Below are 23,942 nucleotides of genomic sequence, written 5' to 3' on the forward strand. Positions count from 1 at the left end.
CTCCGCCCACCGGCCCCACCGACCTGACCCACCGGGGGATATCGGGGTCCGTGGGGGTTTTGGTAACCCTTGAAGCAGATTACCGATGGATGGGAGTCTCGGGAAGAGTGTCCGACTTTGTGGGCTGACGACTCGGGGCTCGCGCCCCGCGACGCACCGGTAGGACGACGAGCAGCACCAGACAGAGCCACACGTACGCGTTGCGGAGCACGAACTCCCACGGGCTGCCGGTGGGCGACGGAGTGATTCCCCAGTCGTAGAAGGACACCACCCCGTACACGATGATCGAGGTGACGCTGACGGCGATGATCACCAGCCGGCGGCGTCGACGGGCCCCCGCGGCGGTGCGCGGGTCGGCGCCCAACGCGGCGTCGGCGAGGATCACCACTGCCGGGATGAACCAGTAGATGTGGTGTGTCCAGGTGATCGGGCTGATCAGCGCCGCCACCAGGCCGGTCAGCGTCAGGCCGGTCAGCGCGTCCCCGGCCTGCGACGCCCGCACCGCCCGCCACAACCCGTACCCGCTGACCACCGCGACCAGCAGCAGCCAGACCAGCCGGTTCGGCTCCTCCGGAGCGGTGAGCCGGCTCAGCAGTCCGAACAGTGACTGGTTGCCGGTGTAGTCGGTGCGGCCGACCCGGTCGGTGGCCCACAGCTCGTGCGTCCAGAACCGCCACGAGTCACCCGGCGCCACCGCTGCGGCGAGCAGGGTCGCCCCGGCCGCGGTCGCCCCGGCCACCACCGCCGCCCGCCACCGCCGGGTCGCCAGCAGGTAGATCACGAAGATGGCCGGGAACAGCTTGAGCGCCGCCGCCAACCCGATGCCCACCCCGGCCCAGCGGCTGTCACGGGGTACGGCGAACAGCAGGTCGGCCAGGATCAGCACCACCAGCAGCATGTTGATCTGCCCGAAGGTGATCGTCTCCCGGGTGCTCTCCACGCCGAGCACGAACAGTACGCCCACCACCAGGGTGAACAAGTGAGGTAGCCGGTGTCGACGGATCACCGGATCGAGCAGCCACTTCGTGGTGACCACCACGCCGAGCAGGGTCAGCCCGGTGAAGATCACCACGGTGGCACCCAGCTTCAACCAGGAGAACGGCAGCAGGATCAGCGCGGCGAACGGCGGATAGGTGAAGAACAACTCGCCCTGCACCCGGTCCGGCTGCGCGTAGTCGTACAGCGGGTTGCCGGCGGCCCACCAGTCCATGGCCGCCATGTAGATCTTCAGGTCGAAGAAGTCGTGGGTGCGTCCCGGCAGGTAGAGAGCCGGAAGCACCGCCGCCAACGCCAGTGCCCCGACGACCCGGCGGGCCGTACGGCTGCCCGGATCGTCCAGGTCGACGCAGGGCGGTGTGGCGGGTTCGGCGGGCACGGGGAAGACCCTAGCGGTCGGTGACCGTGACGGCGCGGAGCCACGAGACTTGGCCTGCGCGTAGGCTGTCCCGGTGGCTGATCTTCTCGTCTGGATCGACTGTGAGATGACCGGGCTGGACCTCGGTGGCGACAAACTGATCGAGGTCGCCGCGCTGGTCACCGACCCCGACCTCAACGTGCTCGGTGAGGGCGTCGACGTGGTGATCCACGCTGACGACGCCGCGCTGGACGCGATGCCCGAGATCGTCCGGACGATGCACGGCAAGTCGGGGCTGACCGACGAGGTACGTCGCTCCACCATCACCCTCGCCGAGGCGGAGGAGCGGGTGCTCGACTACGTCACCCGCCACGTCAAGGATCCGCGCACCGCCCCGCTGTGTGGCAACTCGATCGCCACCGACCGTGGCTTCATCGCCCGGGACATGCCCCGCCTCGACGCCCACCTGCACTACCGCATGATCGACGTCTCCTCGATCAAGGAACTGTGCCGCCGCTGGTATCCCCGCGTGTACTTCGGCCAGCCGCAGAAGGGCCTGGCACACCGGGCCCTGGCCGACATCCGGGAGAGCATCCGCGAGTTGGAGTACTACCGGCGCACCATCTTCGTCCCCCTGCCCGGGCCGGACGTGGAGAGCGCCAAGGCCATCGCCGGCGAACTCTGACGCCCTCGGCGGGCCCCTTGCGGCCCGGCGGCAACCCGCTGGACGGGGTCGGCCGTGGTGGGGGTATGATTTCACCGCACCCGCCCCCGGCGATCGACCGGGCGCGGCGGCATGGTGGCTGTAGCTCAGTTGGCAGAGCACCGGGTTGTGGTCCCGGTTGTCGTGGGTTCAATTCCCATCAGTCACCCGGTTGGTGGATCTACTCCACAGCAGTTCAGGCCCCGTCTTCAGACGGGGCCTGACGCGTTGTAGGGGGTTGGTAGGGGAGTTCGTCTCCCGCCCGTCGGACAGGCGTGGCGACGGCGGCCGCCTACCGGGCAACGGCCGCCGTCGCGCAGGTGCTCAGGCGGTGGGCGCTTCGCTGGGCGCGACGTCCGGGTCGGCCGAGCCGGACTCCGCCGGCTCGTACGGCAGGGCGCTGCCCTTGACGTACTCCTCCCAGCTGACGTTCCAGTCGGTCCAGCCGTTGCCGAGCTGGAGCTTGCGCTCGGTGCCCTTGACGACGATCGGGTCACCGACCTTCGTGTTCTTGAACAGCCAGGCGCCGTTGGCCATCGAGACGTTCACGCAGCCGTGCGAGACGTTCGTCGTGCCCTGCTGCCCCTCCGACCAGGGTGCCGCGTGGATGAACTCGCCGCCCCAGGTGAGCCGCTGCGCGTAATCGATCTTCGTTCGGTACCCGTCCTCGGGGCCCAACTCGTCGTAGGTGTCGAAGACCGTCTTGCGCAGCTTCTCCATCACCACCATGGTGCCGCTGGAGGACGGGGTGCTCTTCTTGCCCAGGCTCACCGGAATGGTCTTGATCTTCTCGCCGTTCTTGGTGACGGTCATCCGCTTGGTGCGGTTGTCCACCGTCATCAGCAGCTTCGGGCCGATGGCGATGTCGACGGTCAGGTCGGCCCGGCCGTACCAGCCGTCACCCAGCGGCAGCCCACCGGCCTGCACCCGGTACGACACCTTGCTGCCGGCCTGCCAGAACTCCTTCGGCCGGTACCGGATCTCGGTGGGGCTCACCCAGTGCCAGACGCCCTCCTGGGCCGGCTCCGAGGTCACCGTCATCCGGCGCTGCAGGTCGGCGCGGTACTTCTCCGGAATCTCCCGACCGAACTTGACGATCAGCGGCATGGCCACCCCGACCGTCTGGTCGTCGCCGAGGAAACTGCTGATGCGTACCTGCTTCTCCGGCTTCTCCATCACGGTGAAGGCGCTGGTCGCCGTCGCCGGCAGGCCGTCGTCGCCGGTCGCGGTGACGGTGGCGGTGTACGAGGCGCCGTAGGTCAACGCCTCCGCCGGCAGCCAACTGCGGCCGTCGGCGGCGAGCTTGCCCTCGACCGACTCACCCTCGGCGTCGGTCAGCTCGACCGTGACGTCCTCGGCCTGCTCGGCGGCGAAGGCGATCGCCGCCGACGCCGGCACGTCCTTGGCGTCCGCCGCCGGCTCGCTGATGCTCACCGACGCCTTCGCGGCCGGCTGGTCGGCACCGTCCTGCCAACCCGGCCCCTTGTCGCCGCCCTTACCGCCGGTGCAGGCGGAGGTCAGCGCCAACGTCACGACGAGCAGGCCCGCGGCGAGCACCCCCCGCCTCCGGTTGCGCTGGTCCCGAATCCGCATGGTGTCCTCACAGTCGTGGTCCGCTTCCCGTCCACATCACTGACGCACCGGTTCACGTACCCGTTGCGCCCAGTGAACCGAAACACGTGGAGCGGGATGTCCGGATAGTGACATATTTCGTCCGGTCAGATGGCCGGACCGGCGCCACCGTCCGGAACTGGCAACGCACTGCCCTTGACGAACTCCGACCAGCTCAGGTTCCACGCGGTCCAACCGTTACCCGCCGCCAACTTGCGTTCGGTGCCGGTGATGGTGATCGGATCGCCGATCTTCGTACGTTGGAAGAGCCAGCGCGCGTTCGCCATGGAGACGTTGACGCAGCCGTGGGAGACATTCTGCCGCCCCTGGACGTGCTCCGACCAGGGCGCCGCGTGAATGTACTCGCCGCCCCAGGTCAGTCTCTGGGCGAACTCGATGTCGGTGACGTACCGGTTCTCCGGATCCGGGTCGTCCATCGTGTCGAAGACTGTCGCTTCCTTCTTCTCCATCACCACCAGCGTGCCGCTGGACGAGGGCGTCTTCTTCTTGCCCAGGCTGACCGGCAACGTCTTGACCAGCTGCCCGTCCTCGTACACCCGCATCTGCTTGTCCGAGTTGGTCACCTTCATCTCGAAGGCCGAGCCGATCTTCGCGGTGGCGTTGCGGTCGACGTTGCCGTACCTGCCGTTGCTCAGCGGGATGCCGGCCAGGGCGATGCGTACGGTCAGCTTGGTGCCGGCCTTCCAGTACTCCGGCGCCCGGTAGTACGCCTGCGTGCCGTTGCTCACCCAGTGCCAGGCGCCCGGCTGCGGCGGGTCGGTCTGCACGAACATCCGCTTCTGCACCTTGGCCCGATCCTTGGCCGGGATGCCCGGGTGGAACTCCGCCACCACCGGCATCGCCACCCCGTACGTCCGGTCGTCGAACAGGTACAACCCAGAGGTGATCATCGAGCCCGGTTTGGCCATCGTGGTGAACGTGCTGGTGCCCTCGCTCACCGCGCCGTCCGGCCCCTTCGCGGAGACGGTGGCGGTGTAACGGGTGGACCACTTCAGCGGAGCCGACGGCACCCATGACGACCCGTCCGTACGCAGTTTGCCCTTGACCGTTTTGCCGTCCTTGGTCTTGAGGGTGACCTGCGACACTTCGCCGCCGTCCGGCAGCTTCGCGCCGATCTCCACGCTGACCGGCCGGTTCTTCGACCCGTCGGCCGGGCTCACCGTCAGCGGCGGACCACTCGGCGCCTCCGGTGTGCCCGGCGTCGCGGTGCCGGTCGCACCGGGTGTCTGACCGGGTACGAACTCGGCCACCGCACGTTCCTCGCCGCAGCCCGACAATGCCAGCGACGCCACCAGCCCCAAGCCGCCCAACAGCGCCCCGGTCCGCGCGAACCTGCCCATCCCCACCCCTGTCGTTGCGCACCTGGCGGACATCGTGCCGTACCGCTGCCGCCCGGCATCACCCCGGTCCCACACTTTGCGAGGGATTTTTGGCTAATGTCCGATAAGCTCGACCGAAGGGGTGAGCCCGGGATCGGATTGGAACCCGGTTCGGGCCGCGTGCTAGTGTTTCCCCCGTTGTCAGCGAGCGCCGCTAGCTCAACTGGCAGAGCAGCGGACTCTTAATCCGCGGGTTCGGGGTTCGAGTCCCTGGCGGCGCACCAACGAGCAAGGCCCTGACCTGGTAGAGCTCTGCCGGTCGGGGCCTTTTTCGCGTACGCCGGTGGCGGCTGGTCGCTCGGTGGGTGCTCGGGAGCCGTTGGACCCGGATTGGCGTCGGTGGGACCAGTGCGATGCCCATGGACGCCTGGGTTAGGTCCGGGCATGGCGTCATCGCGATTTGCCGTCACCAGAGGCGGCCGACCGATCCGCATTGGCAAGTTGGGTTGCTGTATCGAACGCCGTCGTCCAAGGGAAGGCGCGCTGCCGGTCCTTGCCACTGCCGGGCGGGTGTGGTTCCCAGTCGTCTTCGGGGCCGAGCAGGATGCGTATCCCTTCGTCGCGGAGGCTGGCCACGGCGCGGCGGAAGGGTAGGCGGGCGGCGAGTGCGGCGTTGACGAACGGGACCATGACGGTCGGCACCTGCCGGCCGATCAGTTCGGCGACCGAGGTCATGGCGTAGTTGTCGGCGAGGCCGTGGGCGATCTTGTTGATCGAGTTGTACGTCGCGGGTGCGATGACCAGGGCGTCGGCGGCGGGTAGCGAGCGGCGGTCGCCGGGGGAGGCCCGGTAGCTGGCTCGCACCGCAGCACCGGTCAGTTCCTCGATCACGGACACGTCGATGAAGTCGATGCCGTTGGGGGTGGCGGTGACGGCGGCCGTCCAGGAGTGCTTCTGCGCGGTGCTGATCAGTTGGGTCACATCGGCGGCGGGGCCGGCGGCGCAGACGACTATCTGCAGGTGGCCGCCGTTCACAGCCGGATCCCGGCCCCTCGTGCGAAGTCGACGACGGCGGTGCGGGCGGAACCGTTGGCAAGGGTCGCGAGGTCGGTGGCGATGCGTTGGACGGCTGGGCGACAGCGGATCTCCTCGGGTGCCACCTCGTACGCGGTGCGCAGCGCGGTCAGGCCGTGGTCGTAGCGCCCCCACTGGGTGTAGGCGCGGGCGACATCGACGTAGAGCGACGCTTTTCGTTCGGCGAGCGTCACCTTGTCCAGCGGTACCGTGCGCGCGATGCCGATGGCCGTGCCGGCGTCGCCGAGGGTCAGGGCGACGTTGACGCGGTGGAGCAGGACGTTGGCGGCACCGAACCCGGTCCACCGGTCGTTGCCGTCGTAGCCGAGTTCGGCGGCGGCGCGGCCCGCCTCATCGAGCATCGATTGCGCCGTATCACGGTCGGCGCTGCGAGCAGCGGCGACGGCACCTCGGAGGACGAGAGCGCCGTAAACGGCCACCGCCCCAGTCGACGAGAGGCGCGTGTCCCGATCGAGTACGTCGGCTGCATTGCCGGCGAGGGTCACTGCCTGCTCGTCGTGGCCGTTGCTCATCAGAGCGTGGGTCATGATCCGAGCACTCGTGGCGACCGCCACCGGATCCTCACTCGCCGCAGCCGCTCGGGTGCTGCGCTCGGCCGCGACCAGGGCCATCCCTCGGTCGCCGACCTTGAGCAGGACGCTGCCGACGACGTGGTACAGGTCCGCAGCCAGGACTTCGATTTGCGTTCTCTGCTCGCCCTGCGCACCGGTCCTGGCCGGTTCGAGTGCCGGCAGCAGCATCACGAGCTGGTCGAGAACACGTTCGTACCGGCAGGCTTGGTAGTCGATCTTTGCAGCGGATACGGCGCGGGAGAACTGCTGAGCGGACAGCGCCACCGCGTTCGAATGGCGTGGCGAGACTAGCGCGTTGAGGAGTGGCGCGACGCTGGGCGCAGCGGCGACGCCGATCGTCGCGCCGCGTAGAAGATCTCTTCGTCGCACGTCACCATCCGAGCCCGAGTCGCCTTGTCCGTCACCGCCAGTATCCGTATCCACGCCGGCATCCGGCAGCGTGGTGCCCACCGTTGCACCGCTGTTGCCCGTCGTCCGCAGGGCCTCGAAGCGTTCCCGCGCGTCGGGTGTGGCTCGGGCCAGCACGGTGTCCAGCGCAGCCTGCATGTCGGCGCGCGGAAGGACCTTGTCGCCCTGGCTGCTCCACTTGGCCACCGTCCGTCGGGCCGCCCCCAGGTGTTCGGCGAAGGCGGTCACGCTCATCCGCAGCGCATTGCGCAGCGCGTTCGCCTCCCGGCCGGTCCAGGTCGTCACCGGAGCCATCGCACGTCCTTCCGAAACGGACAGTCCTCGGCCTGATGATCGTACCGGCACGTGGGGTGACGGCGGGTGCACCGCCAGTGCACCGCCCGGACATTCCGTCTACCTGCCCACCCGGACCAGGCTGGACGTGCCGGTACGCCGCTTCCCCCAAGCGCTCCGGCAGGTCAGCGGCAATCTCACGTCAGGGAGATCCAGATGGACGTGCCTCACGGCGGCAGGCAGCCGGAATGCGACCCGACGCATCGCCAAGTGCTTCCGCCGGGCATTCCGTCGACCGCACGGGTGATTCCTCGCTCGCGTACCGCCATTAGGGCTGTGTGGGCGGGTGGCCGGCGGTCTGCTCCCCGCCGCTGGCCGACGGCGGTGGGCTTGTCGGCATGTCGGCAAGCCCACCGCAGTCACACACCGAGCCCAAGCAGGGGCCGACCGTGACCGTGTACATCTCGCGCAACGCAACGATGGGCGACATGCCGCGAGACCGGTCGACATCGGCTCCGCCGGCACAGCCGGGACCGGCCGATCCGCCGCTGCTGACATACGCCTGGCGGATCGTGTTCGAGCGACAGGCACGGGAGCGCGATCCCCGATGAACAGCGACGGAGACTGCTCCGCGGACGCTGGATCGCCCGTGCCTTCGGAGCATCTGTCGTTACGGCCGCTGGCTCTGCCAGGGCGGCCGGTCGAGGCAGTCCGCGCCGAGCCGTCCCGGCCGCATTTGCCAATGCGGCCGCTGTGGCTGTGCCGGCGGTGCGGCCATCCGTGGCCGTGCGGCGCGGCGAAGGTCGCCCTTTCGGCGGAGTACAGGGACAGCCCCGTCAGCCTCTTTCTCTACTTGGCCAGCTGCCTGCACGACGCGATCGACGATCTGCACCAGCTCCATCCCAACGACACCGGTAACACCGCCAATGTGTTCGACCGATTCCTCGGCTGGCCCGCCCAGCACCGCAGCCGCCGCCCGCCTACGGCCGACCCGCAGACACCGGAGGAGACATGAGCGTGCGCGACATCGGGGTCATCACCGCACTGGGAAGTCCTGCGATCGCCGGCAAATTTCACACTCTGGTCCTACAGCCCACCAGCTTCTGCAACCTGGACTGCACCTACTGCTACCTGCCCAACCGGCGGTCTCGCCGGCTGATGTCCGTGCCGGTCGCAACGGCTTGTGCGCGGTCGATCGAGCAGCAGCAGGACAGTGGCCATCCGGTGAGTGTCGTCTGGCACGGCGGCGAGCCGACCAGCACACCCATCGGCATTTTTCGAGAGCTGCTTGCCTCGTTCGAGCCGCTGCGGAACACCGGTCAGGTGCTCCACGAGATCCAGACCAACGCGACGCTCATCAACCAGCGGTGGTGCGACCTGCTCGCCACCCACGACTTCGGGATCGGGATCAGCATCGACGGTCCCGGGACGCTGAACGGCATCCGGCTTGACCGGGCCGGCAGAGCAACGACCGCCCGGACGATGCGTGGTTTACAGACGCTCGCCGACGCTGGCCTGACGTACTCGGTGATCTGCGTCGTCACGCCTGAGACCATCGACCATGCCGACGACTTCGTCGAGTTCTTCGCCGGTCTGCCGGGCTGTGAGTCGGTGGGTTTCAACATCGAGGAGCAGGAAGGTGCCGACCGCCTGCCGGTCTCCGAGGAAGCCGCGTACCGGTTCTGGCACCAGATTGTGCGGTACCGGCTTGCTGGCAGTCCGCTGCGGATCCGCGACGTGGACCGCCTGGCCGACTACCTCGCCGCCACCCGCGCTGGGCTTGTCGACCACGTCCCGTACGAGCCGATCCCCACCGTCTCCCACGACGGTCAGGTGGTTCTGCTGTCACCGGAGCTGCTCGGCATCAAAGACCCGCGTTACGCGGACTTCATCGCCGGCAACGTGCTCCACGAGCCGATCGGGGACATGCTCGCCGATGCCAGGGAGCTGCGATACGTCACCGAGTTCGTGACCGCGCTCAACGACTGCGCAGTGGCGTGCCCACCCCGCGCCCGAACAGGTTGAGGAGACATGCGGACGACCACCGTGGGCGACGTGACCCTTCTCCTGCCCGACCTCGATCCGGAGGACCTCGACCAGGTCAGCGATCTGGCCGACGATGACGTCCGCGACGGCCTCATCGACGGGGTCTCCTGGCGTGGTGAGCAGCTTGCGGAGCAGAGTATTCGAGGTTGCCGGATCACCGGCGCGGACCTCGGTGAGGTCAGCTGGGAAGCGGGGGCTCTCTACGGGTGCGAGATCGTCGGGACGGACTTGTCCGGCGCGACCCTCACCGGCATCAGCATCGAGCGATGCTCGGTCACCGGATCCCGGTTCACCGGCGCTCGGCTCATCGACGTCCGCCTCAAAGACGTCCTGTTCGACGACTGCCGGTTCGACTATGCCACCCTGAATCGCGTCAGCGCGGCCGGTTCGGTGGCCTTCACCAACTGCACCCTTGGCCACGGCAGTTGGTCGTCCTGCCGCCTGTCCGGCGTTGCCCTGCGCTCCTGCAATCTGAGCGACCTGGAGCTGGAATCCTGCCGCCTCGACGGTGCCGATCTGCGGGGCAGCCGGTTGCACCACTTCAGGACACCGTTGGACAACCTTCATGGCGTCGTTCTCGGTGAAGACCAGCTTCCTGACCTCACCCGCTCAGCCGTCGACGCGCTGAGTATCGTCGTCAGCGCCGAGGGCTGACCGAGGCCGAGGCAGATGATCGCCTGACCATAGGTCGAGGCCGTCCTTGCCTGGGTGTCCACCTCAAACTCCGCGTCGCCTCACTTGACCTGCGCGCCTTCATGATTCAGTGCGGCCGACTACCGGCTTGAGGTCGCGACTCCATCCTCCAGGTAGACGCCGCCATGCCCGATGGCGTCGACCGCTGCGGCAACCCGCCGAGCCAACCGAGGAATCAACACCTCGTCGAGGCGTTCCGGGCCGACGAACTCGTACCGGTCCAGCTCGTCTGGGCACAGGCGGATCGTCGTGACCTGGTCCGCTGTCAGCACTCCGCCGTCGAAGACGAACATGAGTCCGCCGTCCCATGGCGGGGTGGCCGGCACCCAGTCGACGCACAGCAGCGCTCCTGCGGACACCGACAGGCCCAGTTCCTCCCTGACCTCGCGGACACATGCGTCCGCCGGGGACTCGTCCGGTTCCACCGTCCCGCCGGGGATCTCCCACACGTCTTTGTACGTCGGGTGGACCACCAACACCCGACCGGCCTCGTCGCGCAGGATCATTCCGGCGGCTGCGCGGACGCGCGTCACGTTGGCAATGTAGGAGAGATCAGGTTCGGTCTGTGTCTCGGCCACGCGACCGACCCTACGGCCTCGCCTCGTGTGTTTCGCCCGGATCGAGTTGGGCTGGCGACCGTAGCGTGTGGCCCTCAGCCTCGCTCCGAGCACAAGGGCTGGCGGGCAACGCATCTCAAATAACGAGAACGGGTGCCTGCGCTTCAAGCTTCTTTCACCTGCGATCGCGGGCGAATTCGTGCCGACGGAGACCTGCGGTAGCCGGAGCCGGTAACCACTGTATGAATGCGGAAAAAAATCAGGTTTGCCGGATCAGCCATACGCGGTCCGGGGCTCGGCATCGTGGGCGGTGCGCCCCGCGCACGTGACAGTGGCTTTCATAGTCGGTTTTCCTCGGTTGACGGAGCACGAAGTCGGTCCGCAGCGTGTGCGCCGCGGGCCGATCGCGTCGCCATATTGGGAAAAGGCAGGGAGAGGCTGCTGTCGAAAAGCGGGAACCTCTGGCAAGGACCTCATCCGCTAGCCGGCGCCGGTTAGCCGGTGACCACGCCTCATAGCTCTGCCAAGGCGACATTTCAAGCTTCATCGACACCATCGCACGAAATCCGGCGACTCGGCCGGAAGGGTTATGAGTCCGCACCTCCACGACTTCGCTGCCGAGCAACCGGGCTGGCCTGCTGAGGGTCGAGGCGGAGTATGGTCAAAGCCATCGTCGTGGGTGTGCCGACACGTCAAAGCATTGACTCTGATCATGCCATCCGGCACACTTTCCGGAGTCGCCACGATGCGGCCGGTAAGCCCTTTGTTGCAAGGTTGTTTCGGCAGTCAACGTAGACAGGTCCGGGTCCCCACAATGGCGTTGGGGATTGCATTGAGTCTCTTACCAGTATTTGGACGTCGATGGCTTTCTCGCCTGCCGGTTCCGCGTGCCTTCGGGCAAAGTTCCGCCGCTCGTGTGTCGCGGCTCTGGACTCGTCTCTGAAAGCCGGGTGGCGTATTCGTGACCGGTGCGGCTGATTCAGACTTAGATCTGAATCGGCCTGTTTGTTTCCCCATGGATCGGAGATCTAGTGCGCATCGCCTTCCTCACCACGACTCAGCATGGCCACCTCAACCCGTACATCCCGGTGGTCAACGCGCTCCAAGCCGCCGGCAACGAGGTTGTCCTGCTGTTGGTGTCGGCGGACGGTGGCGTGCTCGGCGAGCAGCGTCGCCAGGCGCTGGGGGCGGCGGAGGTCCACATGGTCGGGCAGGTCCAGATGGCGCCGTGGAGCGACGATCCGGCAAAGATCGGTCCGATGCTCGAATCGTCACCGTTGGCGGACCAGGTGGCCGATGTGCTGCGGGCGACGGCGCCGGACTTCGCGCTGCTCGATTCGCTGCCGGTACTGGCGGCAGCGATGGCGGGGGCTGAGGCGTCCGGTGTGCCGTACGGGATGATCTGGGCAAACCTCGGCGGAGTATGCCCGAAGGAGCGTCGGCGAGGTCGCTGGCTGTACGACGAGCAGGTTGGCGACTATCTGACCAGGCGCGGGGTGTTGTGGTCGACCCGGACGCACTCGGCGCGTTCGCCGATTCTCAATGTGATGCCGACGATTCCCTCGCTCGTCGGGGATGAAGCGGTCACGGACGACGGCGTGCAACTGGTCGGGTTGCCGGGTGCGGCCGGTGTGCGCGGCGACGAGGTCGCCTTTCCCGGCCTGGCGGAGATCGACCCCGGCCGGCCGTTGGTGTTCGTCTCATTCGGCACGATCTTCTTCAGGCGGCCCGAGCTCCTACGCACGGCGATCATGGGGGCGGTGAAGACCGGCGCGCAGGTGATCGCGGCGGTGGGAGATCTCGCTGAGGAACTCGCGCTGCCCGCCGACGTGCTTACCGCCCCGTACGTGCCCCAACGTGAGGTGCTTGAGCGCGCCGACGTGTTCATCACCCATGGCGGCTACAACTCGGTGGCGGAGTCGATCCGGGCGGCGACACCGATGCTGGTGATCCCGCTGGCCGTGGATCAGCCTATCCAGGCGTACTTCGTGGAAACCGCGGGCTTCGGGACGGCATTGGAGCCGGTCGACGTCTCAGAACAGGCAGTCGCTGACGCTGTGACCGATCTGCTTGATCCCGGTCGGGACTACCGGGCGCGGCTGCGCGCGGCGCAGCCCGAGTGCGGTGATTCCGCCGCGCGCACGGCAGAAATAGTCAGCAGCATCAGCGAGAAGCTACAGCGAAAGGGGGAGCAGTGACGATAGAACTGCAGCGGCCGGTGGACGGTCAGATCGTCTTCGACGATCCTGAAAATTTGTCGTTCCGGGTGGACCGCCGGGCCTACACCGACGACGACGTGGCCGCACAGGAGATGACCAGGATCTTCGATCGCTGCTGGTTGTACGTCGGGCACGAATCGGAGGTGCCCGAACTGGGCTCCTATGTGTCACGTGACGTCGGAGGGCGCCCGGTGGTCATGGCGCGCGGCTCCGACGGGGTGATTCGAGTGCTTGCCAACAGCTGCCCGCACCGCGGTGCGCTGATCTGCTCGCAGTCAGCCGGCCAGGCCAGATCGTTCCGGTGCCCGTATCACGACTGGACCTTCTCCAACCAAGGTGACCTGGTCGGGGTTCCGCTCCCGGACGGGTACGGCCCAGGCTTCCGCAAGTCCGACTTCGACCTGGCGCGACACCGTAGCGACAGTTACCGCGGTTTCGTGTTCGCGACCTTCGATCCTGAGCAGCCACGCACCTTGACCGAGTATCTGGCGGGCGCGACGGAGTACCTCGATCTGATCGCCGACCAGTCCGAAGTCGGAATGGAGGTGATCCAAGGCGCGCAGTTGCACGGGGCCCGGGCCAACTGGAAGCTCATGATGGAGAACAGCGTCGACATCTACCACTTCCGCGCCCTGCACAAGCGATACGTGAGCTACATCGAGTCGCTCGGGACGATGGCACCGCGACGACGAGGCGGCTTCGCCCGCGCTCTCGGACGGGGGCACGGCGCCAATGAGTTGGTACCGGCGGCAGCCCGACCGCTCGCCTACTGGACGCCGATGTTTCCCGCCGAGGTCAGGTCACGGATGGAGGCGACGGCCGCCCGCTTCGTCGAACGGTTCGGCGCCGAACGCGCCCAACGGATCACCGGCGCCAACCGGGCGTTGATGATCTTCCCCAACCTGATGATCATCGACGCCATCGGGATCACCATCCGCAAGATCGACCCGGTAAGCGCCGGCCAGATGTCCATCACCTCGGTCGCGCTGGCCCCCAAGGACGAGGATCCGGACATACGGGAACTGCGTAAGAGTCATTACCTGACCTTCCTCGGCCCCGCCGGCTTCGCCACCCCCGACGACATCGAGATCATCGAGTCCTGCCAACGTGGCTACCTCAATCGCACGCTCCGCCACTCGGACCTGTCCCGCGGTATGGGCAAGGAGGTCCCCGAGACCACCGACGAACTGCCAGCCCGGGAGTTCTGGCGGCAGTGGGACCGGCTGATGCACGACGGCGACGACCGCGAGGAAGGTCACCACCTCATTCAGCGGGCCGAGAGGCAAGGGGGGCAACGGCGATGACCACCGACACGATCAACACCGAGCCGGCGGTCGACGACACGGCCCAGTTGCGGTTGTGGCACCGGGTGAGCCAGTTCCTCTTCCGCGAGGCGCGGCTGCTCGACGAGTGGCGCCTGCGCGAGTGGTACGACGAGATGCTGACCGACGACATCCGCTACCTGGTGCCGGCCACGGACGTCCGGGGTGAGCCGGCCGACGCGCTCGGGCTCATCGACGACAACGCCGCCCGGCTGCGCCAGCGGATCGAGCAGATCCTCAACGGCGAGGTGTGGTGCGAGAATCCCCGCTCGCGGACGAATCGGATGATCAGCAACGTGGAGATCGTGGCTGATCGGGGCACACACCTCGATGTGGCGGCGAATGTCGTCGTGTACCGGTTCGGGCACGGTCGCTCTGACTGTTACGTCGGAAAGTTTCGGCTCGAACTCGCCGTCGAGGGCGAGTCGTTCCGGGTCCGGAGACGTCTCGTGGTGCTCGACCACGAGAGTCTCTTCGAACACGGAAAGCTCAGCATCATCCTCTGAGATCTGACCGGGACACGGCCCTCCTCACCGCTCTGGACGCGGGGTGGGTCTGGTCAGGCTGCGCCGGTACCTGCCGTGCTGATCGACGATGCCGGCGGCGGGGCCCCGGCGGCGTCGCCGCCTTCTCGATGTGCACCGACATCTGCGCCGTCACTGCTCGCCGCCTTCGAGGCGGCGTAGCAGCTCACCGCTGTCCGACAGGCCACCTGGCACCACGAAGGAGTGATCGATGAACCAGCCACTCACCCGACATGAGCGGGGTGAGGCCATGTTCAAGCACGTCTTCGGCCGCGAACCCCGCCCCGGCTCCTACCCCGACTTCCTGCAGCTCACCATCGACCACTTGTTCGGTGAGATCTGGACCCGCCCGCACCTGAGTGTCGAGGAACGCGAATTGATCGCGCTGACCGCGGTCGCACTGGCCCGGACCGACTGGGAACTGCGCGGCCACATCGGTGCCGCCCTCCACCTCGGGATGCCACGGGAGAAGATCGTCGAAATCATCATCCAGCTCGCCTACTACGGGGGTTGGCCGGTTGCCAACAACGGGCTGCGCATCGCCCAGGAGGTATTCGCCGAGCTTGACACCGCCAAGGACACCGACCATGACCAGTGATCCTGCTTCCCTCGACCCCACCGTCAAGGTCGACCTCTGGCGCCAGCGGTTCTTCGAGGCCCAGGCGGCCGCCGAAGAGTTCATTCTCGGCATGCACGGTGATGAAGGCGTGTCCGCGTGGATCCAGGCGAACTCGCGCATCACCGCGGACCTACTGCGGTCGCAGCGCCCCGCCGGGGAGTCGGCCACCGCCCATTTCATGGCCCGGCTGCAGCGCCAACTGCTGCTTTACGACTCGGCGGTGACCAGCGAGCCCCAGCCCGCCGGCACCGTCCTGCGCAACACCGAATGTGGGATCCTGCGGTACCGCAAACTGGCCGCCGGTGCCGGCGTCAAACTGACCTTCGCATCACCATGCCAGTACTGTCAGGAACTCAACACCGCCATCGCCGCCCGCTACGTCGAAGCGGACGTCACGGTGTCGTGCGAACAGGCAGGCGACGGGTGCACCTGGCGCGCGGAATCCCAGCAAGCCGCAGGGGACGGCGCGGCCGGGTCACCTGACCGTGGCGGTACGTAGCTCGTACCGGCGGCGACGCCGTCGGTCGTCGGCTGGTTGTCGCACGTGGAATTTCGGTTCTTGCTCTGGGATGGAGTCCCCGATGAAGGCATCAGTGGTTGTACCGACATTCAACTCGTCCGTGCTGCTGGACAGATGCCTCCGCACGTTCCGTTCACAGCGGCTGGCTGCCGACGATTCCCTCGAAGTGCTCATCGTGGATGACGGATCGACCGACCCGACAGCAGAGACGGTGCAGCGTCACGTGACGGCGGACTCCCGGTTCCGCTACCTGCACCTACCTCGTTCGGCGGCCTCGTCCAGAAGTGCCGCAAGAAATCGCGGTGCGGAAGAGTCGACCGGCGACATCCTGATCTTCGTCGATGGCGACCAACTGGTTCCGCCCACCTTCGTCGATCGGCACCTTCGCCACTACCGCGTAGCCGGCGGGAAGAAGGCCGTCATCGGCTTCAGGAAATATCTGCGGTCACCGGAGGCGTTCGATGAGCGCTTCGTGGAGGGCGGCGCCGAGGAGTTCCTCGGTGGCGTGCTGAAAAGCGACATCCGGCTGGACCTGTTGAGTCGCCTGAGCGATATCGGTGGTGGCCTGAAGACATCATGGCATCTCTTCTTCACCTGCAACGTGTCTGTACCAAGCGTCGACTATAAGCGCGTCGGTGGGTTCAACGAAGAATTTCGGGGATGGGGCCTGGAGGATTCCGAGTTGGGTTACAGGCTGGAGCGCTCCGGCACGCAGTTAGTCTTCGACGACGAAAGCTTCGCCTACCATCAAGGGCCGCCGCTGAGCCCCGACACGCGTGTCTATGAGGGCTGGCTGAAGAACTTGAGCCTGTTCATCGCGCTGCACAAGGAATCTCCTGAGGTGATCCTCCAGGCCATGCTCGCGCCAATCTTCAACCCTGCGGTAGGCGCCAACTGGACCGATCTCTACGAGCGGTTCGAAATGTGTGTCAGGTCGACCCCCGCGGCCTTTCCCGGGTCACGTGTCGAGGTCGAGGAGGGCGATGTTCCGGTCGCTGTCGCATAGGCGGAGTTGAAGGACGGGTCCGAGACATCCACTGGAGGCGCTGGGTGGTGACGATGCACGAGAGGTCCGTGTGGGCGGAACTTGTCGACGGCCACAGATCGCGCCGCGACGGGCGGATGAGAATCCTGCACCTGGTGCCCAACGCTGGCTGGCCGCTGGTCTCGTCGGCCGTGCTGGTCCAGATCGCCGCAGGGATCCTGCCGGTCGCGTTCATCCTCGCCACCTCAGCCGTGGTCGCCCGAGTGCCGGACGCGGTGGCCGGCGGGCTCGGATCGGCGGCCTGGAGCGATCTTCGGACCAACTTGATCCTCGCGGCGGCCGCGTTCTTCGGAGTGCAGCTGCTGCTGCCGGTACAGGAACTGCTCGGCAACCTGATCCGCCGTCGCCTCGACGACCTCGTCCGTGACCGGTTGATGGCGGCCACCCAAGCGAGCGGCGGCGTGGCCGTCATGGAGGATCCGGAACTGCTCGATCACGTCGCCGACGCCAAGGACCGGCTGCGGACCGAAATGTGGTCGCCGGGTGCCGCGGGTGCCGGTCAGATCGCGCTGATCTCGCGGTACCTGCAGACCGTGCTCGCCGCCGGGGTCACGTCGGTCGCCTTCGTGTGGTGGGCCGGGCCGGCTCTGCTCGTCGCGGCCCTGACGATCCGTTTCGGCTACCGGCTCGGCCTGTCGGTGTTCACCGAGGTTTTTCGGAGCACCGCCCGGCTGCGGCGCCGCAGCGAATATCTCCGCACCATGCTGCTCCAGCCCGCGGCGGCGAAGGAGTTGCGGGTCTTTGGGCTTCTACCCTGGTTGAAGCAGGAGTACACGACCGCCGCCATGGACGCCGCGCTCCCGGTCTGGCGAGCCCGGCGTCGGCTGTTCTACGGCCCCTACATTCTCTACGTTCTTGTCGCCTTCGCGCTGCTGGGCGTGCTGCTGACGGGAGCGGCTCAGGCAACGGCGGCCGGACTGCTCGGCCTGGGCGGGTTGATACTCGTGTTCCAGGCGTCCCTGGCAGCCATGCGGATCGGCGGGTTCATCGCCGAGTCCGATGTGGCGACCGAGCAGGGCCTCAATGCCTACCGGTCGGTGGAGCGGATCGAGAGGATGAGCGAAGCCGCCGCCCGAACCACCGAGAGCGGCAGGGGCGATCCGGCTGGACTGCCCAGGACGGTGCTGCGATTCGACAAGGTGTCCTTCGCCTACCCGGGCGGGCCACCGGTGCTGAACGACCTCGACCTCACCATCGAGGCGGGCCGGTCGCTGGCGATCGTCGGCCTCAACGGCGCAGGCAAGACCACCCTCGTGAAGCTGTTGGCCCGGCTCTACGAGCCGACGACGGGGGCGATCACCGCTGACGGCGTCGACATCCGGACCTTCCCGGCGACGGCCTGGCAGCGCCGGGTCGCGGCGATCTTCCAGGACTTCACCCACTTCGAGTTGCCGGTGCGCGACAACGTCGCCTTCGGGGCGATCGAGACGCTCGCAGAGCCCGAGCGTGCCGACAAGGTGCTCCGGGCTGCCCTGGAAAAGGCCGGCGCGGCGGATTTCGTCGACCGTCTCCCCCGTGGCCTGGAGACTCCACTGTCGCGGCGATACGCCGGCGGCGCCGAACTGTCCGGCGGGCAGTGGCAGCGCATCGCGATCGCCCGTGCTCTCCTCGCAGTCGAGGGTGGCGCCGGCATTCTCGTCCTCGACGAGCCGACCGCCAACCTGGACGTGCGGTCGGAGGTGGCGTTCTTCGAGCGGTTCCTCGACCTGACCCGGGGAGTCACCAGCTTGGTCATCTCGCACCGATTCTCCACGGTGCGCCGTGCCGACCGGATCGTCGTGCTGGAACACGGTCGCGTCGTCGAGGAGGGTACCCACGAGGAGCTACTCACCCTCGACGGTCGCTACGCGGAGCTGTTTCGGCTGCAGGCTGCGCGGTTCACCGAGGAAGAGGGGGAGGGCTGTGAATAGATTGCTGCGCAGTGTCGGCACGACGCTGGCCTCGGCGTGGCGGCTCAGCCCGGGGAGGCTGATCATCGCCGCCCTGTTGATGATGCTCGGTGCCGTGAGTGGGCCCCTGCTGGCGCTTTTTCTGGGTGTGGCGGTCGACGCGGCCCTCGACGGGCGGACCGACATCGCGGTCTGGACGGCGGCGGCCGCCGCCGTGAGTGTCCTGCTCAGCTTGACGATGGAGCATTTCGCCCACATCTTTTTCTTCGAACTCGGTGATCTGCACAAGCAGGACACCGAACGGCAGCTCGGCGACCTGGCGCACGGGTCGGTCGGGCTGGCGCTGCACGAACGGCGCGACGCCGCAGATCGCTTCGAGCTGCTCCGACAGCAGTCGTGGACGCTGAGTCAGAGCGTGCAGACCGTCCTGACGATCGGGGTGCTACTCACCCAGATCACCCTGACCGCCGTGCTCCTCGCCCGCATCGAGCCGTGGCTGCTCCTGCTGCCGATCTTCGGTGTCCCCCCGCTGATCGCCGGGCGGCTGGCCGAGAAGCGGCTGGAACGTGCCGAACTCGTGACCGCCGAGTCGGCCCGCCTGAGCTGGCACCTGTTCGAGCTGGTCCTCAGTTCGACAGCCGCCAAGGAGATTCGGCTCTTCGGGCTCGGCGGAGAGCTCCGCCGACGCCATGGGGTGGTCCGTCGCGAGGTGGACAGCCGACTGCGTCGGGCTGAATGGGTCGGCGCGGCGCTGCGGTTCGCCGGTCAGCTGATCTTCGCGCTCGGGTACATCGGCTCCATCGTGCTGGTCGTTCGCGCCGCTATCAGCGGCGAACGTACCGTCGGCGACGTTGTCCTCGCCATCACCCTGGCCGTGCAGACCAACGCGCAAGCTGCCGGCGCCGTCGCGCTCGCCCAGGCGCTGCAACGCAACGCCCGGGCCTTCGGGTGGTTGAGCTGGATCCGCGATGCGACGCCGCCGGAACCCGGGCCGCCGGCCGACCAGACACCGCCCGCCGTCCTCACCGACGGCATCGAGCTGCGGGACGTCGCGTTCCGCTACCCGGGCACCGATGTCGACGTGCTGCAGGGCCTCAGCCTGCGCATCCCTTCCGGCACGATCGTCGCCATCGTCGGCGACAACGGTTCCGGCAAGTCCACCCTGGTCAAGTTGCTCTGCCAGTTCTACCGGCCGACCGCAGGCGAGATCACCATCGATGGCGCCGACCTGCGGCGGCTCGACCCGCTGGGATGGCGCCAGCGGATCTCCGCCAGCTTCCAGGACTACCTCCGGCTGGAGCTGCGGGCCCGGAGCAGTATCGGCCTCGGTGACCTGCCTCGACTCGACGAGCCGGGCGCGGTCGAGCGGGCGACCCGGCGAGCAGACGCGGAGGAGGTGATCGACCGGCTGCCGGTCGGCCTGGAGACCTACCTTGGCACGTCCTACGAAAACGGCTTCGAACTGTCGGGCGGGCAGTGGCAGCGCATCGCGTTGAGCCGGTCGATGATGCGCGACGATCCGCTGCTGCTGTTGCTCGACGAACCCGCCGCCGCCCTGGACCCGCTGACCGAGCACGCCTTGTTCGACCGGTACGCCGACGCGGCGCGTGACGTGGGGATCCGTACCGGCGGAGTCACCGTCTTCGTGTCACACCGGTTCTCGACCGTCCGGATGGCTGACGTGATCCTGGTCGTGTCGGACGGGCGGATCGTAGAGTCCGGCAGCCACGACGAACTGCTGGCGCTCAACGGGATGTACGCCGAATTCTTCAGCCTGCAGGCGGCCGCATATCGCTGACCGTCAAGGCACGAACATCGAGCGAGACTCTTGATCCTTCGAGTCCGTGGCGCACGGATCTGGTGAACAGTCGGGCCGAATGGGGTGGGCCCGGCCGGGCCCACCCCATGTCACGTCCGGCGGGCTGGCAACCGGCCCGCCGCTCCGACTACTCGGACTTGCCGAACGCGTCGACGCCGGTCAACTCGGCCGAGAGCGCCCAGAGCCGCTCGGCCGCCTCGCGGTCGGCGGGGCCGTCGAAGGTCTTGGCCACCGCGCACGCCTGACAGTAGCCGCCGCCCGCCTCCGTCAGTCGCGGTGACGTCGCGGCCCAGACCTGGGTCGCGGCGCCCTGCTCGGGTGCCCGGAACTCGGGCAGCAGGGCGGTGCCGTTCTCGTCGATCCAGCCGGCGCCGACCATCTCCTCCTTGGAGAGGTGCCGCTGCAACGGGGTGAGGATGTAGCCGGGGTTCACCGAGAAGGCCCGTACCCCGGCTGCCCGGCCCAGCCGGTCGAGTTCGGCGGCGAACAGGATGTTGGCCGACTTCGACTGGCTGTACGCGGCCCACTTGTCGTAGCCGTTCTCGAAGTGCACGTCGTCCCAGTTGATCCGCGGCGTCTCCCCGGCGCCCGAGGCGGTGACGACGACGCGCGCGCCGCCGTCCGCGGTGAGCGCCGGCCAGAGCCGGTTGACCAAGGCGAAGTGCCCGAGGTGGTTGGTCGCGAACTGGGCCTCCCAGCCCTCACCCACCCGGGTCAGCGGGGTGGCCATGATGCCCGCGTTGTTGATCAGGATGTCGATGGGGCGACCCGATTCGAGGACGCGGTCGGCGAAGTTCCGGACGCTGTCGAGGTCGGCGAGGTCGAGTTCGTCGACCTCCACGCCGGCGATCCCCGCGACCGCCTCCCGCGCGACGTCCGTACGGCGGGCCGGAACGAGGACCCGGGCGCCGGCGGCGGCGAGGGCCCGGGTGGTCGCCAGGCCCAGGCCGGAGTATCCGCCGGTGACGATGGCGAACTTACCGGAGAGGTCGATGCCGGCGAGCACCTCCGTCGCCGTGCTGTCGATCCCGAAACCCTGGTCGTCAGGCTGATCAGAACGAGTCATGTTCAACTTTCCGGTCGGGCACCGCTACTGCTGGCGCGCGGGTCAGGCGGGGTTCTCGACGCGGTAGAGCCGCCGCGTCATTCGGGGGAACAGCAGTCCCTGCAGAATGCCGATGCTGGCCGCCACCGCCGAGGTGAGCGTCACCATTAGGTGAAGCACCGTGAATTGTAGTCCAAAAAGGATTCCGTGGTGACGATAGGCGTAGCCGTAGGTGCGCTTGTCGAGCCCGATGCTGATCCCGGTCAGCACCGCGGCGGCGAGGAGCGCCCACGGGCCGAGGACCGTCGCCGAGGCCAGCGCGATCACCGCCGCGAGCAGGAAGGCGCTGCCCAGAGCCCGATATCCGGTGCCGGCGCCACCCGGAAGCTTGTTCAGCCGCAGCCAGTTCGGCGCGCCGAGCCGGGTACGGTTGAACACCTTGGTCAGCATCACCCGCAGCGTGCCGTCGTGGTCGTGCCGTCCCCGGATGGTAGGTACGGCTTTGACCTCGTACCGGGCGTTGAGCCGGAAGCCGTAGTCCTGCTCCTCGGTCCAGCGAAGCCGGTCGTTGAACTCGCCGATCTCCAGGAACGTCTCCTTCTTCATCGCGAAGAGCGCCGAGTGCAGACCCGGGATGGCGCCCTCGACCTCGCAGAACCAGACGTACTGCTGGATGGCGCGGTAGCGCTTGACCAGGCTGTCGGGGAACATCGGCTCGGCCCGGTACATGCCGCAGATTGCGCCGAGTTGCGGCTCCTCCCGCAGGTGGTCGACTGCCCGCTCGACCGCGTCGGGGTCGAGCGCGACGTCGGAGTCCACAAAGAACAACACCTCACCCTTGGCGTGCCGGGCACCCAGGTTCCGCGCGGTGGAGACGCCGCTGTTGACCGGCACCTGCAGCACCGTGACGTCGAGCGCCCTGGCGATCGCCACTGAGTCGTCCGTGCTCGCGTCGTCGGCCACGATCACCTCGACGGCCGGGTACGTCTGGTTCTTCGCCGCTCTGATGCACTCGCCGATGGTGCTGGCGTAGTTGTAGTTCGGGATGATCACGGAGACGAGTGGCTGCTCATTCATCGGGCTCCAACCTTTCTTTTGTCTCATCGGTGTTACCGTGCCGCGGTGCGTCCGCGAAGGGTGGTGAAGAGAACCTCGTACGCGTCCAGCGACGCCGCCACGGAGAAACGCGCCCGTGCCGCCCGGGCCTTCTGCTCCTTCCAATGCCGCGGCACTGCCGCCAGTTCGGAGATGGCCCGCTCCAGCGCCTGTGGATCCCGGGGCGGAACCACCCGACCGAAGCCGGTCGCGGCGACGGGGTACCGGTTACCGGGGAGATCGGTCGTCACCGACGGGATGCCGCTCATCATCGCCTCGGCCAGGACGGTGCCGAACGAGCTGGCGACCGCCGGTAGCGCGAACACGTCGACCGAGGCGTAGAAGTCGTTGACCTCCCGGCCGCGCAGCTCGCCGAGGATCCGTACCCGACTGTCCCGGTCGATCTCGGACTGCACCGCCGTGAGATCGCCACCGGCCACCTCGTGGTAGTTGCCCGCGATCAACAGCCGGGCGGCGGGGTCGACGATCCGCTGGAACGCCCGGACCAGGTAGCCGACGCCCTTGTCCGCCACGATCCGGCCCAGGAAGCCGACGTGCAGGCCGCCGGTCTCCCGGTATCGGGGCTCACCGCCCCGCCGGTCCAGGCACGGCGGCGTGATGGGAGTGAAGTTGCGGTCGCGGATGACCGGCCAGAACCGCGAGGCGTGCGCCTGGTCGTGGCTGCTCGCCACCACTGCGGCGGAGCGGCGGATGGCCGCTCGGGAGGCGACGTCCGAGGCCCGCGCGAAGGCCCGGCCCGACCAGCCCGCCGGCAGGTACGGGTCGCAGTGCAGCATGCTCACCACCGGTACGCGGCGGGCCAGCGGCATCAGCAGGGCCGCCTCCGGCATCGGCAGGTTGACGTGCAGCAGCGACGAGCTGCGCGCCAGCTGGCCGGCCAGGATCGGGTAGCGGGGGGCGACGATCGCCCGGCTCACCTTCATCAAAACCGGGGAACGGTAGATGTCCACCCCGCCGACGGTGTCCCGCAGCGGCAGATCGGGGTCGTGCTGGGCGGTGACGACGGCGACCCGCCAACCCCGATTGGCCATTCCTTCGGCGATGCTGCGTGCGGTCTGCGTGAAGCCACTGACGTACGGCTCGTAGTGGGTGGCCGCGAGCGTCAGATCGTATTTCCTGTCCGGCATGGGTACCGCATTCTCTGAGGTATCGCTACGGCCGATTACCTAACC

Annotated in this window: 22 protein-coding genes and 2 tRNA genes; 15 read left to right on the forward strand and 9 right to left on the reverse strand. The window is 67.7% G+C overall.

Annotation, left to right across the window (positions count from 1 at the left end; translation table 11 throughout):
* Nucleotides 1-79: 79 nt before the first annotated feature.
* Nucleotides 80-1,375 (reverse strand): glycosyltransferase family 87 protein, encoded by a 1,296-nt coding sequence (locus O7597_RS18060; protein WP_281580215.1) that lies wholly within the window; start codon nt 1,373-1,375, stop codon nt 80-82.
* Nucleotides 1,376-1,448: 73 nt separating this feature from the next.
* Here O7597_RS18060 and orn point away from each other — a divergent pair, with 73 nt between their 5' ends.
* Together orn and O7597_RS18070 are read left to right on the forward strand one after the other, a co-directional pair.
* Nucleotides 1,449-2,039 carry an oligoribonuclease gene (gene orn, locus O7597_RS18065; RefSeq protein WP_281580216.1) on the forward strand — a complete coding sequence of 197 codons (591 nt, stop codon included), beginning with the start codon at nt 1,449-1,451 and terminating at the stop codon, nt 2,037-2,039.
* 114 nt (nt 2,040-2,153) lie between these two features.
* A tRNA-His gene (locus O7597_RS18070) sits at nt 2,154-2,226 on the forward strand.
* Between the two features lie 155 nt (nt 2,227-2,381).
* Here O7597_RS18070 and O7597_RS18075 read toward each other — a convergent pair.
* Nucleotides 2,382-3,650, reverse strand: a complete 1,269-nt coding sequence (locus O7597_RS18075) for an Ig-like domain-containing protein (RefSeq protein WP_269739564.1) — start codon at nt 3,648-3,650, stop codon at nt 2,382-2,384.
* 125 nt (nt 3,651-3,775) lie between these two features.
* Nucleotides 3,776-5,029, reverse strand: a complete 1,254-nt coding sequence (locus O7597_RS18080) for an Ig-like domain-containing protein (RefSeq protein ID WP_269739563.1) — start codon at nt 5,027-5,029, stop codon at nt 3,776-3,778.
* A 187-nt stretch (nt 5,030-5,216) separates the two neighbouring features.
* Between O7597_RS18080 and O7597_RS18085 the strand changes: the two genes are divergently transcribed.
* Nucleotides 5,217-5,292 (forward strand) — tRNA-Lys (locus O7597_RS18085).
* A 166-nt stretch (nt 5,293-5,458) separates the two neighbouring features.
* Here O7597_RS18085 and O7597_RS18090 read toward each other — a convergent pair.
* Nucleotides 5,459-6,043, reverse strand: coding sequence for a flavoprotein (locus O7597_RS18090; protein ID WP_281580217.1), 585 nt, complete (start codon nt 6,041-6,043; stop codon nt 5,459-5,461).
* The gene (locus tag O7597_RS18095) at nt 6,040-7,377 is read right to left on the reverse strand and encodes a hypothetical protein (RefSeq protein ID WP_281583270.1); all 1,338 of its coding nucleotides are present in this window, start codon (nt 7,375-7,377) and stop codon (nt 6,040-6,042) included. Before O7597_RS18095 ends, O7597_RS18090 begins: the two co-directional genes overlap by 4 nt.
* A gap of 377 nt (nt 7,378-7,754) precedes the next feature.
* Here O7597_RS18095 and amcA point away from each other — a divergent pair, with 377 nt between their 5' ends.
* From amcA to O7597_RS18110, 4 genes are all read left to right on the forward strand, one after another.
* On the forward strand, nt 7,755-7,967 hold the full coding sequence (amcA, locus tag O7597_RS31790; RefSeq protein WP_348650808.1) for a multiple cyclophane-containing RiPP AmcA: 213 nt from the start codon (nt 7,755-7,757) through the stop codon (nt 7,965-7,967).
* Between the two features lie 131 nt (nt 7,968-8,098).
* A complete protein-coding gene (locus tag O7597_RS18100) occupies nt 8,099-8,371 on the forward strand; it encodes a hypothetical protein (RefSeq protein ID WP_281580218.1) in 273 nt (90 codons plus the stop codon).
* Nucleotides 8,372-8,373: 2 nt separating this feature from the next.
* On the forward strand, nt 8,374-9,381 hold the full coding sequence (amcB, locus tag O7597_RS18105) for a cyclophane-forming radical SAM peptide maturase AmcB (RefSeq protein ID WP_281583271.1): 1,008 nt from the start codon (nt 8,374-8,376) through the stop codon (nt 9,379-9,381).
* A 6-nt stretch (nt 9,382-9,387) separates the two neighbouring features.
* Nucleotides 9,388-10,056 carry a pentapeptide repeat-containing protein gene (locus tag O7597_RS18110; RefSeq protein ID WP_281580219.1) on the forward strand — a complete coding sequence of 223 codons (669 nt, stop codon included), beginning with the start codon at nt 9,388-9,390 and terminating at the stop codon, nt 10,054-10,056.
* 119 nt (nt 10,057-10,175) lie between these two features.
* Here O7597_RS18110 and O7597_RS18115 read toward each other — a convergent pair whose 3' ends face one another.
* A complete protein-coding gene (locus tag O7597_RS18115) occupies nt 10,176-10,628 on the reverse strand; it encodes an NUDIX hydrolase (protein WP_269739537.1) in 453 nt (150 codons plus the stop codon).
* 1,055 nt (nt 10,629-11,683) lie between these two features.
* Here O7597_RS18115 and O7597_RS18120 point away from each other — a divergent pair.
* The 8 genes from O7597_RS18120 (at nt 11,684) to O7597_RS18155 (ending at nt 20,588) form a co-directional block, all read left to right on the forward strand.
* A complete protein-coding gene (locus O7597_RS18120; protein WP_281580220.1) occupies nt 11,684-12,850 on the forward strand; it encodes a glycosyltransferase in 1,167 nt (388 codons plus the stop codon).
* The gene (locus O7597_RS18125; protein WP_281580221.1) at nt 12,847-14,175 is read left to right on the forward strand and encodes an aromatic ring-hydroxylating dioxygenase subunit alpha; all 1,329 of its coding nucleotides are present in this window, start codon (nt 12,847-12,849) and stop codon (nt 14,173-14,175) included. The genes O7597_RS18120 and O7597_RS18125 overlap by 4 nt, the downstream gene beginning before the upstream one ends.
* The gene (locus O7597_RS18130; RefSeq protein WP_269739534.1) at nt 14,172-14,699 is read left to right on the forward strand and encodes an aromatic-ring-hydroxylating dioxygenase subunit beta; all 528 of its coding nucleotides are present in this window, start codon (nt 14,172-14,174) and stop codon (nt 14,697-14,699) included. The genes O7597_RS18125 and O7597_RS18130 overlap by 4 nt, the downstream gene beginning before the upstream one ends.
* Nucleotides 14,700-14,928: 229 nt before the next feature.
* On the forward strand, nt 14,929-15,315 hold the full coding sequence (locus tag O7597_RS18135; RefSeq protein ID WP_269739533.1) for a carboxymuconolactone decarboxylase family protein: 387 nt from the start codon (nt 14,929-14,931) through the stop codon (nt 15,313-15,315).
* Nucleotides 15,305-15,835, forward strand: a complete 531-nt coding sequence (locus O7597_RS18140; protein WP_269739532.1) for a hypothetical protein — start codon at nt 15,305-15,307, stop codon at nt 15,833-15,835. The genes O7597_RS18135 and O7597_RS18140 overlap by 11 nt, the downstream gene beginning before the upstream one ends.
* 82 nt (nt 15,836-15,917) lie before the next feature.
* Nucleotides 15,918-16,862, forward strand: coding sequence for a glycosyltransferase (locus O7597_RS18145; protein WP_281580222.1), 945 nt, complete (start codon nt 15,918-15,920; stop codon nt 16,860-16,862).
* Between the two features lie 53 nt (nt 16,863-16,915).
* Nucleotides 16,916-18,811, forward strand: coding sequence for an ABC transporter ATP-binding protein (locus tag O7597_RS18150; RefSeq protein ID WP_281580223.1), 1,896 nt, complete (start codon nt 16,916-16,918; stop codon nt 18,809-18,811).
* Entirely contained in the window at nt 18,804-20,588 is a 1,785-nt protein-coding gene (locus O7597_RS18155) for an ABC transporter ATP-binding protein (RefSeq protein ID WP_281580224.1), read from the forward strand. Before O7597_RS18150 ends, O7597_RS18155 begins: the two co-directional genes overlap by 8 nt.
* A 148-nt stretch (nt 20,589-20,736) precedes the next feature.
* On the opposite strand, the gene O7597_RS18160 is transcribed toward O7597_RS18155, so the two are convergent.
* Genes O7597_RS18160 through O7597_RS18170 form a run of 3 tightly spaced genes read right to left on the reverse strand, consistent with a single transcriptional unit; the run spans nt 20,737 to nt 23,897 of the window.
* On the reverse strand, nt 20,737-21,675 hold the full coding sequence (locus O7597_RS18160) for an oxidoreductase (protein WP_269739528.1): 939 nt from the start codon (nt 21,673-21,675) through the stop codon (nt 20,737-20,739).
* A gap of 42 nt (nt 21,676-21,717) precedes the next feature.
* Nucleotides 21,718-22,731 (reverse strand): glycosyltransferase family 2 protein, encoded by a 1,014-nt coding sequence (locus tag O7597_RS18165; RefSeq protein ID WP_269739527.1) that lies wholly within the window; start codon nt 22,729-22,731, stop codon nt 21,718-21,720.
* 32 nt (nt 22,732-22,763) lie between these two features.
* Complete coding sequence (locus O7597_RS18170; RefSeq protein ID WP_269739526.1) at nt 22,764-23,897, reverse strand: glycosyltransferase family 4 protein; 1,134 nt, start codon at nt 23,895-23,897, stop codon at nt 22,764-22,766.
* Between the last annotated feature and the right edge of the window lie 45 nt (nt 23,898-23,942).

Origin of the sequence: Verrucosispora sp. WMMC514 (assembly GCF_027497295.1) — a bacterium.
GTDB classification, from domain to species: domain Bacteria; phylum Actinomycetota; class Actinomycetes; order Mycobacteriales; family Micromonosporaceae; genus Micromonospora; species Micromonospora palythoicola.

Excerpts from the sequence above, each read along its gene's own strand:
- O7597_RS18170 (WP_269739526.1), bottom strand. The coding sequence starts at position 23,897 with ATGCCGGACAGGAAATACGATCTGACGCTCGCGGCCACCCACTACGAG.
- O7597_RS18140 (WP_269739532.1), top strand. The coding sequence starts at position 15,305 with ATGACCAGTGATCCTGCTTCCCTCGACCCCACCGTCAAGGTCGACCTC.
- O7597_RS18080 (WP_269739563.1), bottom strand. The coding sequence starts at position 5,029 with ATGGGCAGGTTCGCGCGGACCGGGGCGCTGTTGGGCGGCTTGGGGCTG.
- O7597_RS18075 (WP_269739564.1), bottom strand. The coding sequence starts at position 3,650 with ATGCGGATTCGGGACCAGCGCAACCGGAGGCGGGGGGTGCTCGCCGCG.
- O7597_RS18130 (WP_269739534.1), top strand. The coding sequence starts at position 14,172 with ATGACCACCGACACGATCAACACCGAGCCGGCGGTCGACGACACGGCC.
- O7597_RS18095 (WP_281583270.1), bottom strand. The coding sequence starts at position 7,377 with ATGGCTCCGGTGACGACCTGGACCGGCCGGGAGGCGAACGCGCTGCGC.
- O7597_RS18145 (WP_281580222.1), top strand. The coding sequence starts at position 15,918 with ATGAAGGCATCAGTGGTTGTACCGACATTCAACTCGTCCGTGCTGCTG.
- O7597_RS18160 (WP_269739528.1), bottom strand. The coding sequence starts at position 21,675 with ATGACTCGTTCTGATCAGCCTGACGACCAGGGTTTCGGGATCGACAGC.
- O7597_RS18100 (WP_281580218.1), top strand. The coding sequence starts at position 8,099 with ATGCGGCCGCTGTGGCTGTGCCGGCGGTGCGGCCATCCGTGGCCGTGC.
- O7597_RS18135 (WP_269739533.1), top strand. The coding sequence starts at position 14,929 with ATGAACCAGCCACTCACCCGACATGAGCGGGGTGAGGCCATGTTCAAG.
- amcA (WP_348650808.1), top strand. The coding sequence starts at position 7,755 with ATGTCGGCAAGCCCACCGCAGTCACACACCGAGCCCAAGCAGGGGCCG.
- O7597_RS18110 (WP_281580219.1), top strand. The coding sequence starts at position 9,388 with ATGCGGACGACCACCGTGGGCGACGTGACCCTTCTCCTGCCCGACCTC.
- O7597_RS18165 (WP_269739527.1), bottom strand. The coding sequence starts at position 22,731 with ATGAATGAGCAGCCACTCGTCTCCGTGATCATCCCGAACTACAACTAC.
- O7597_RS18150 (WP_281580223.1), top strand. The coding sequence starts at position 16,916 with ATGCACGAGAGGTCCGTGTGGGCGGAACTTGTCGACGGCCACAGATCG.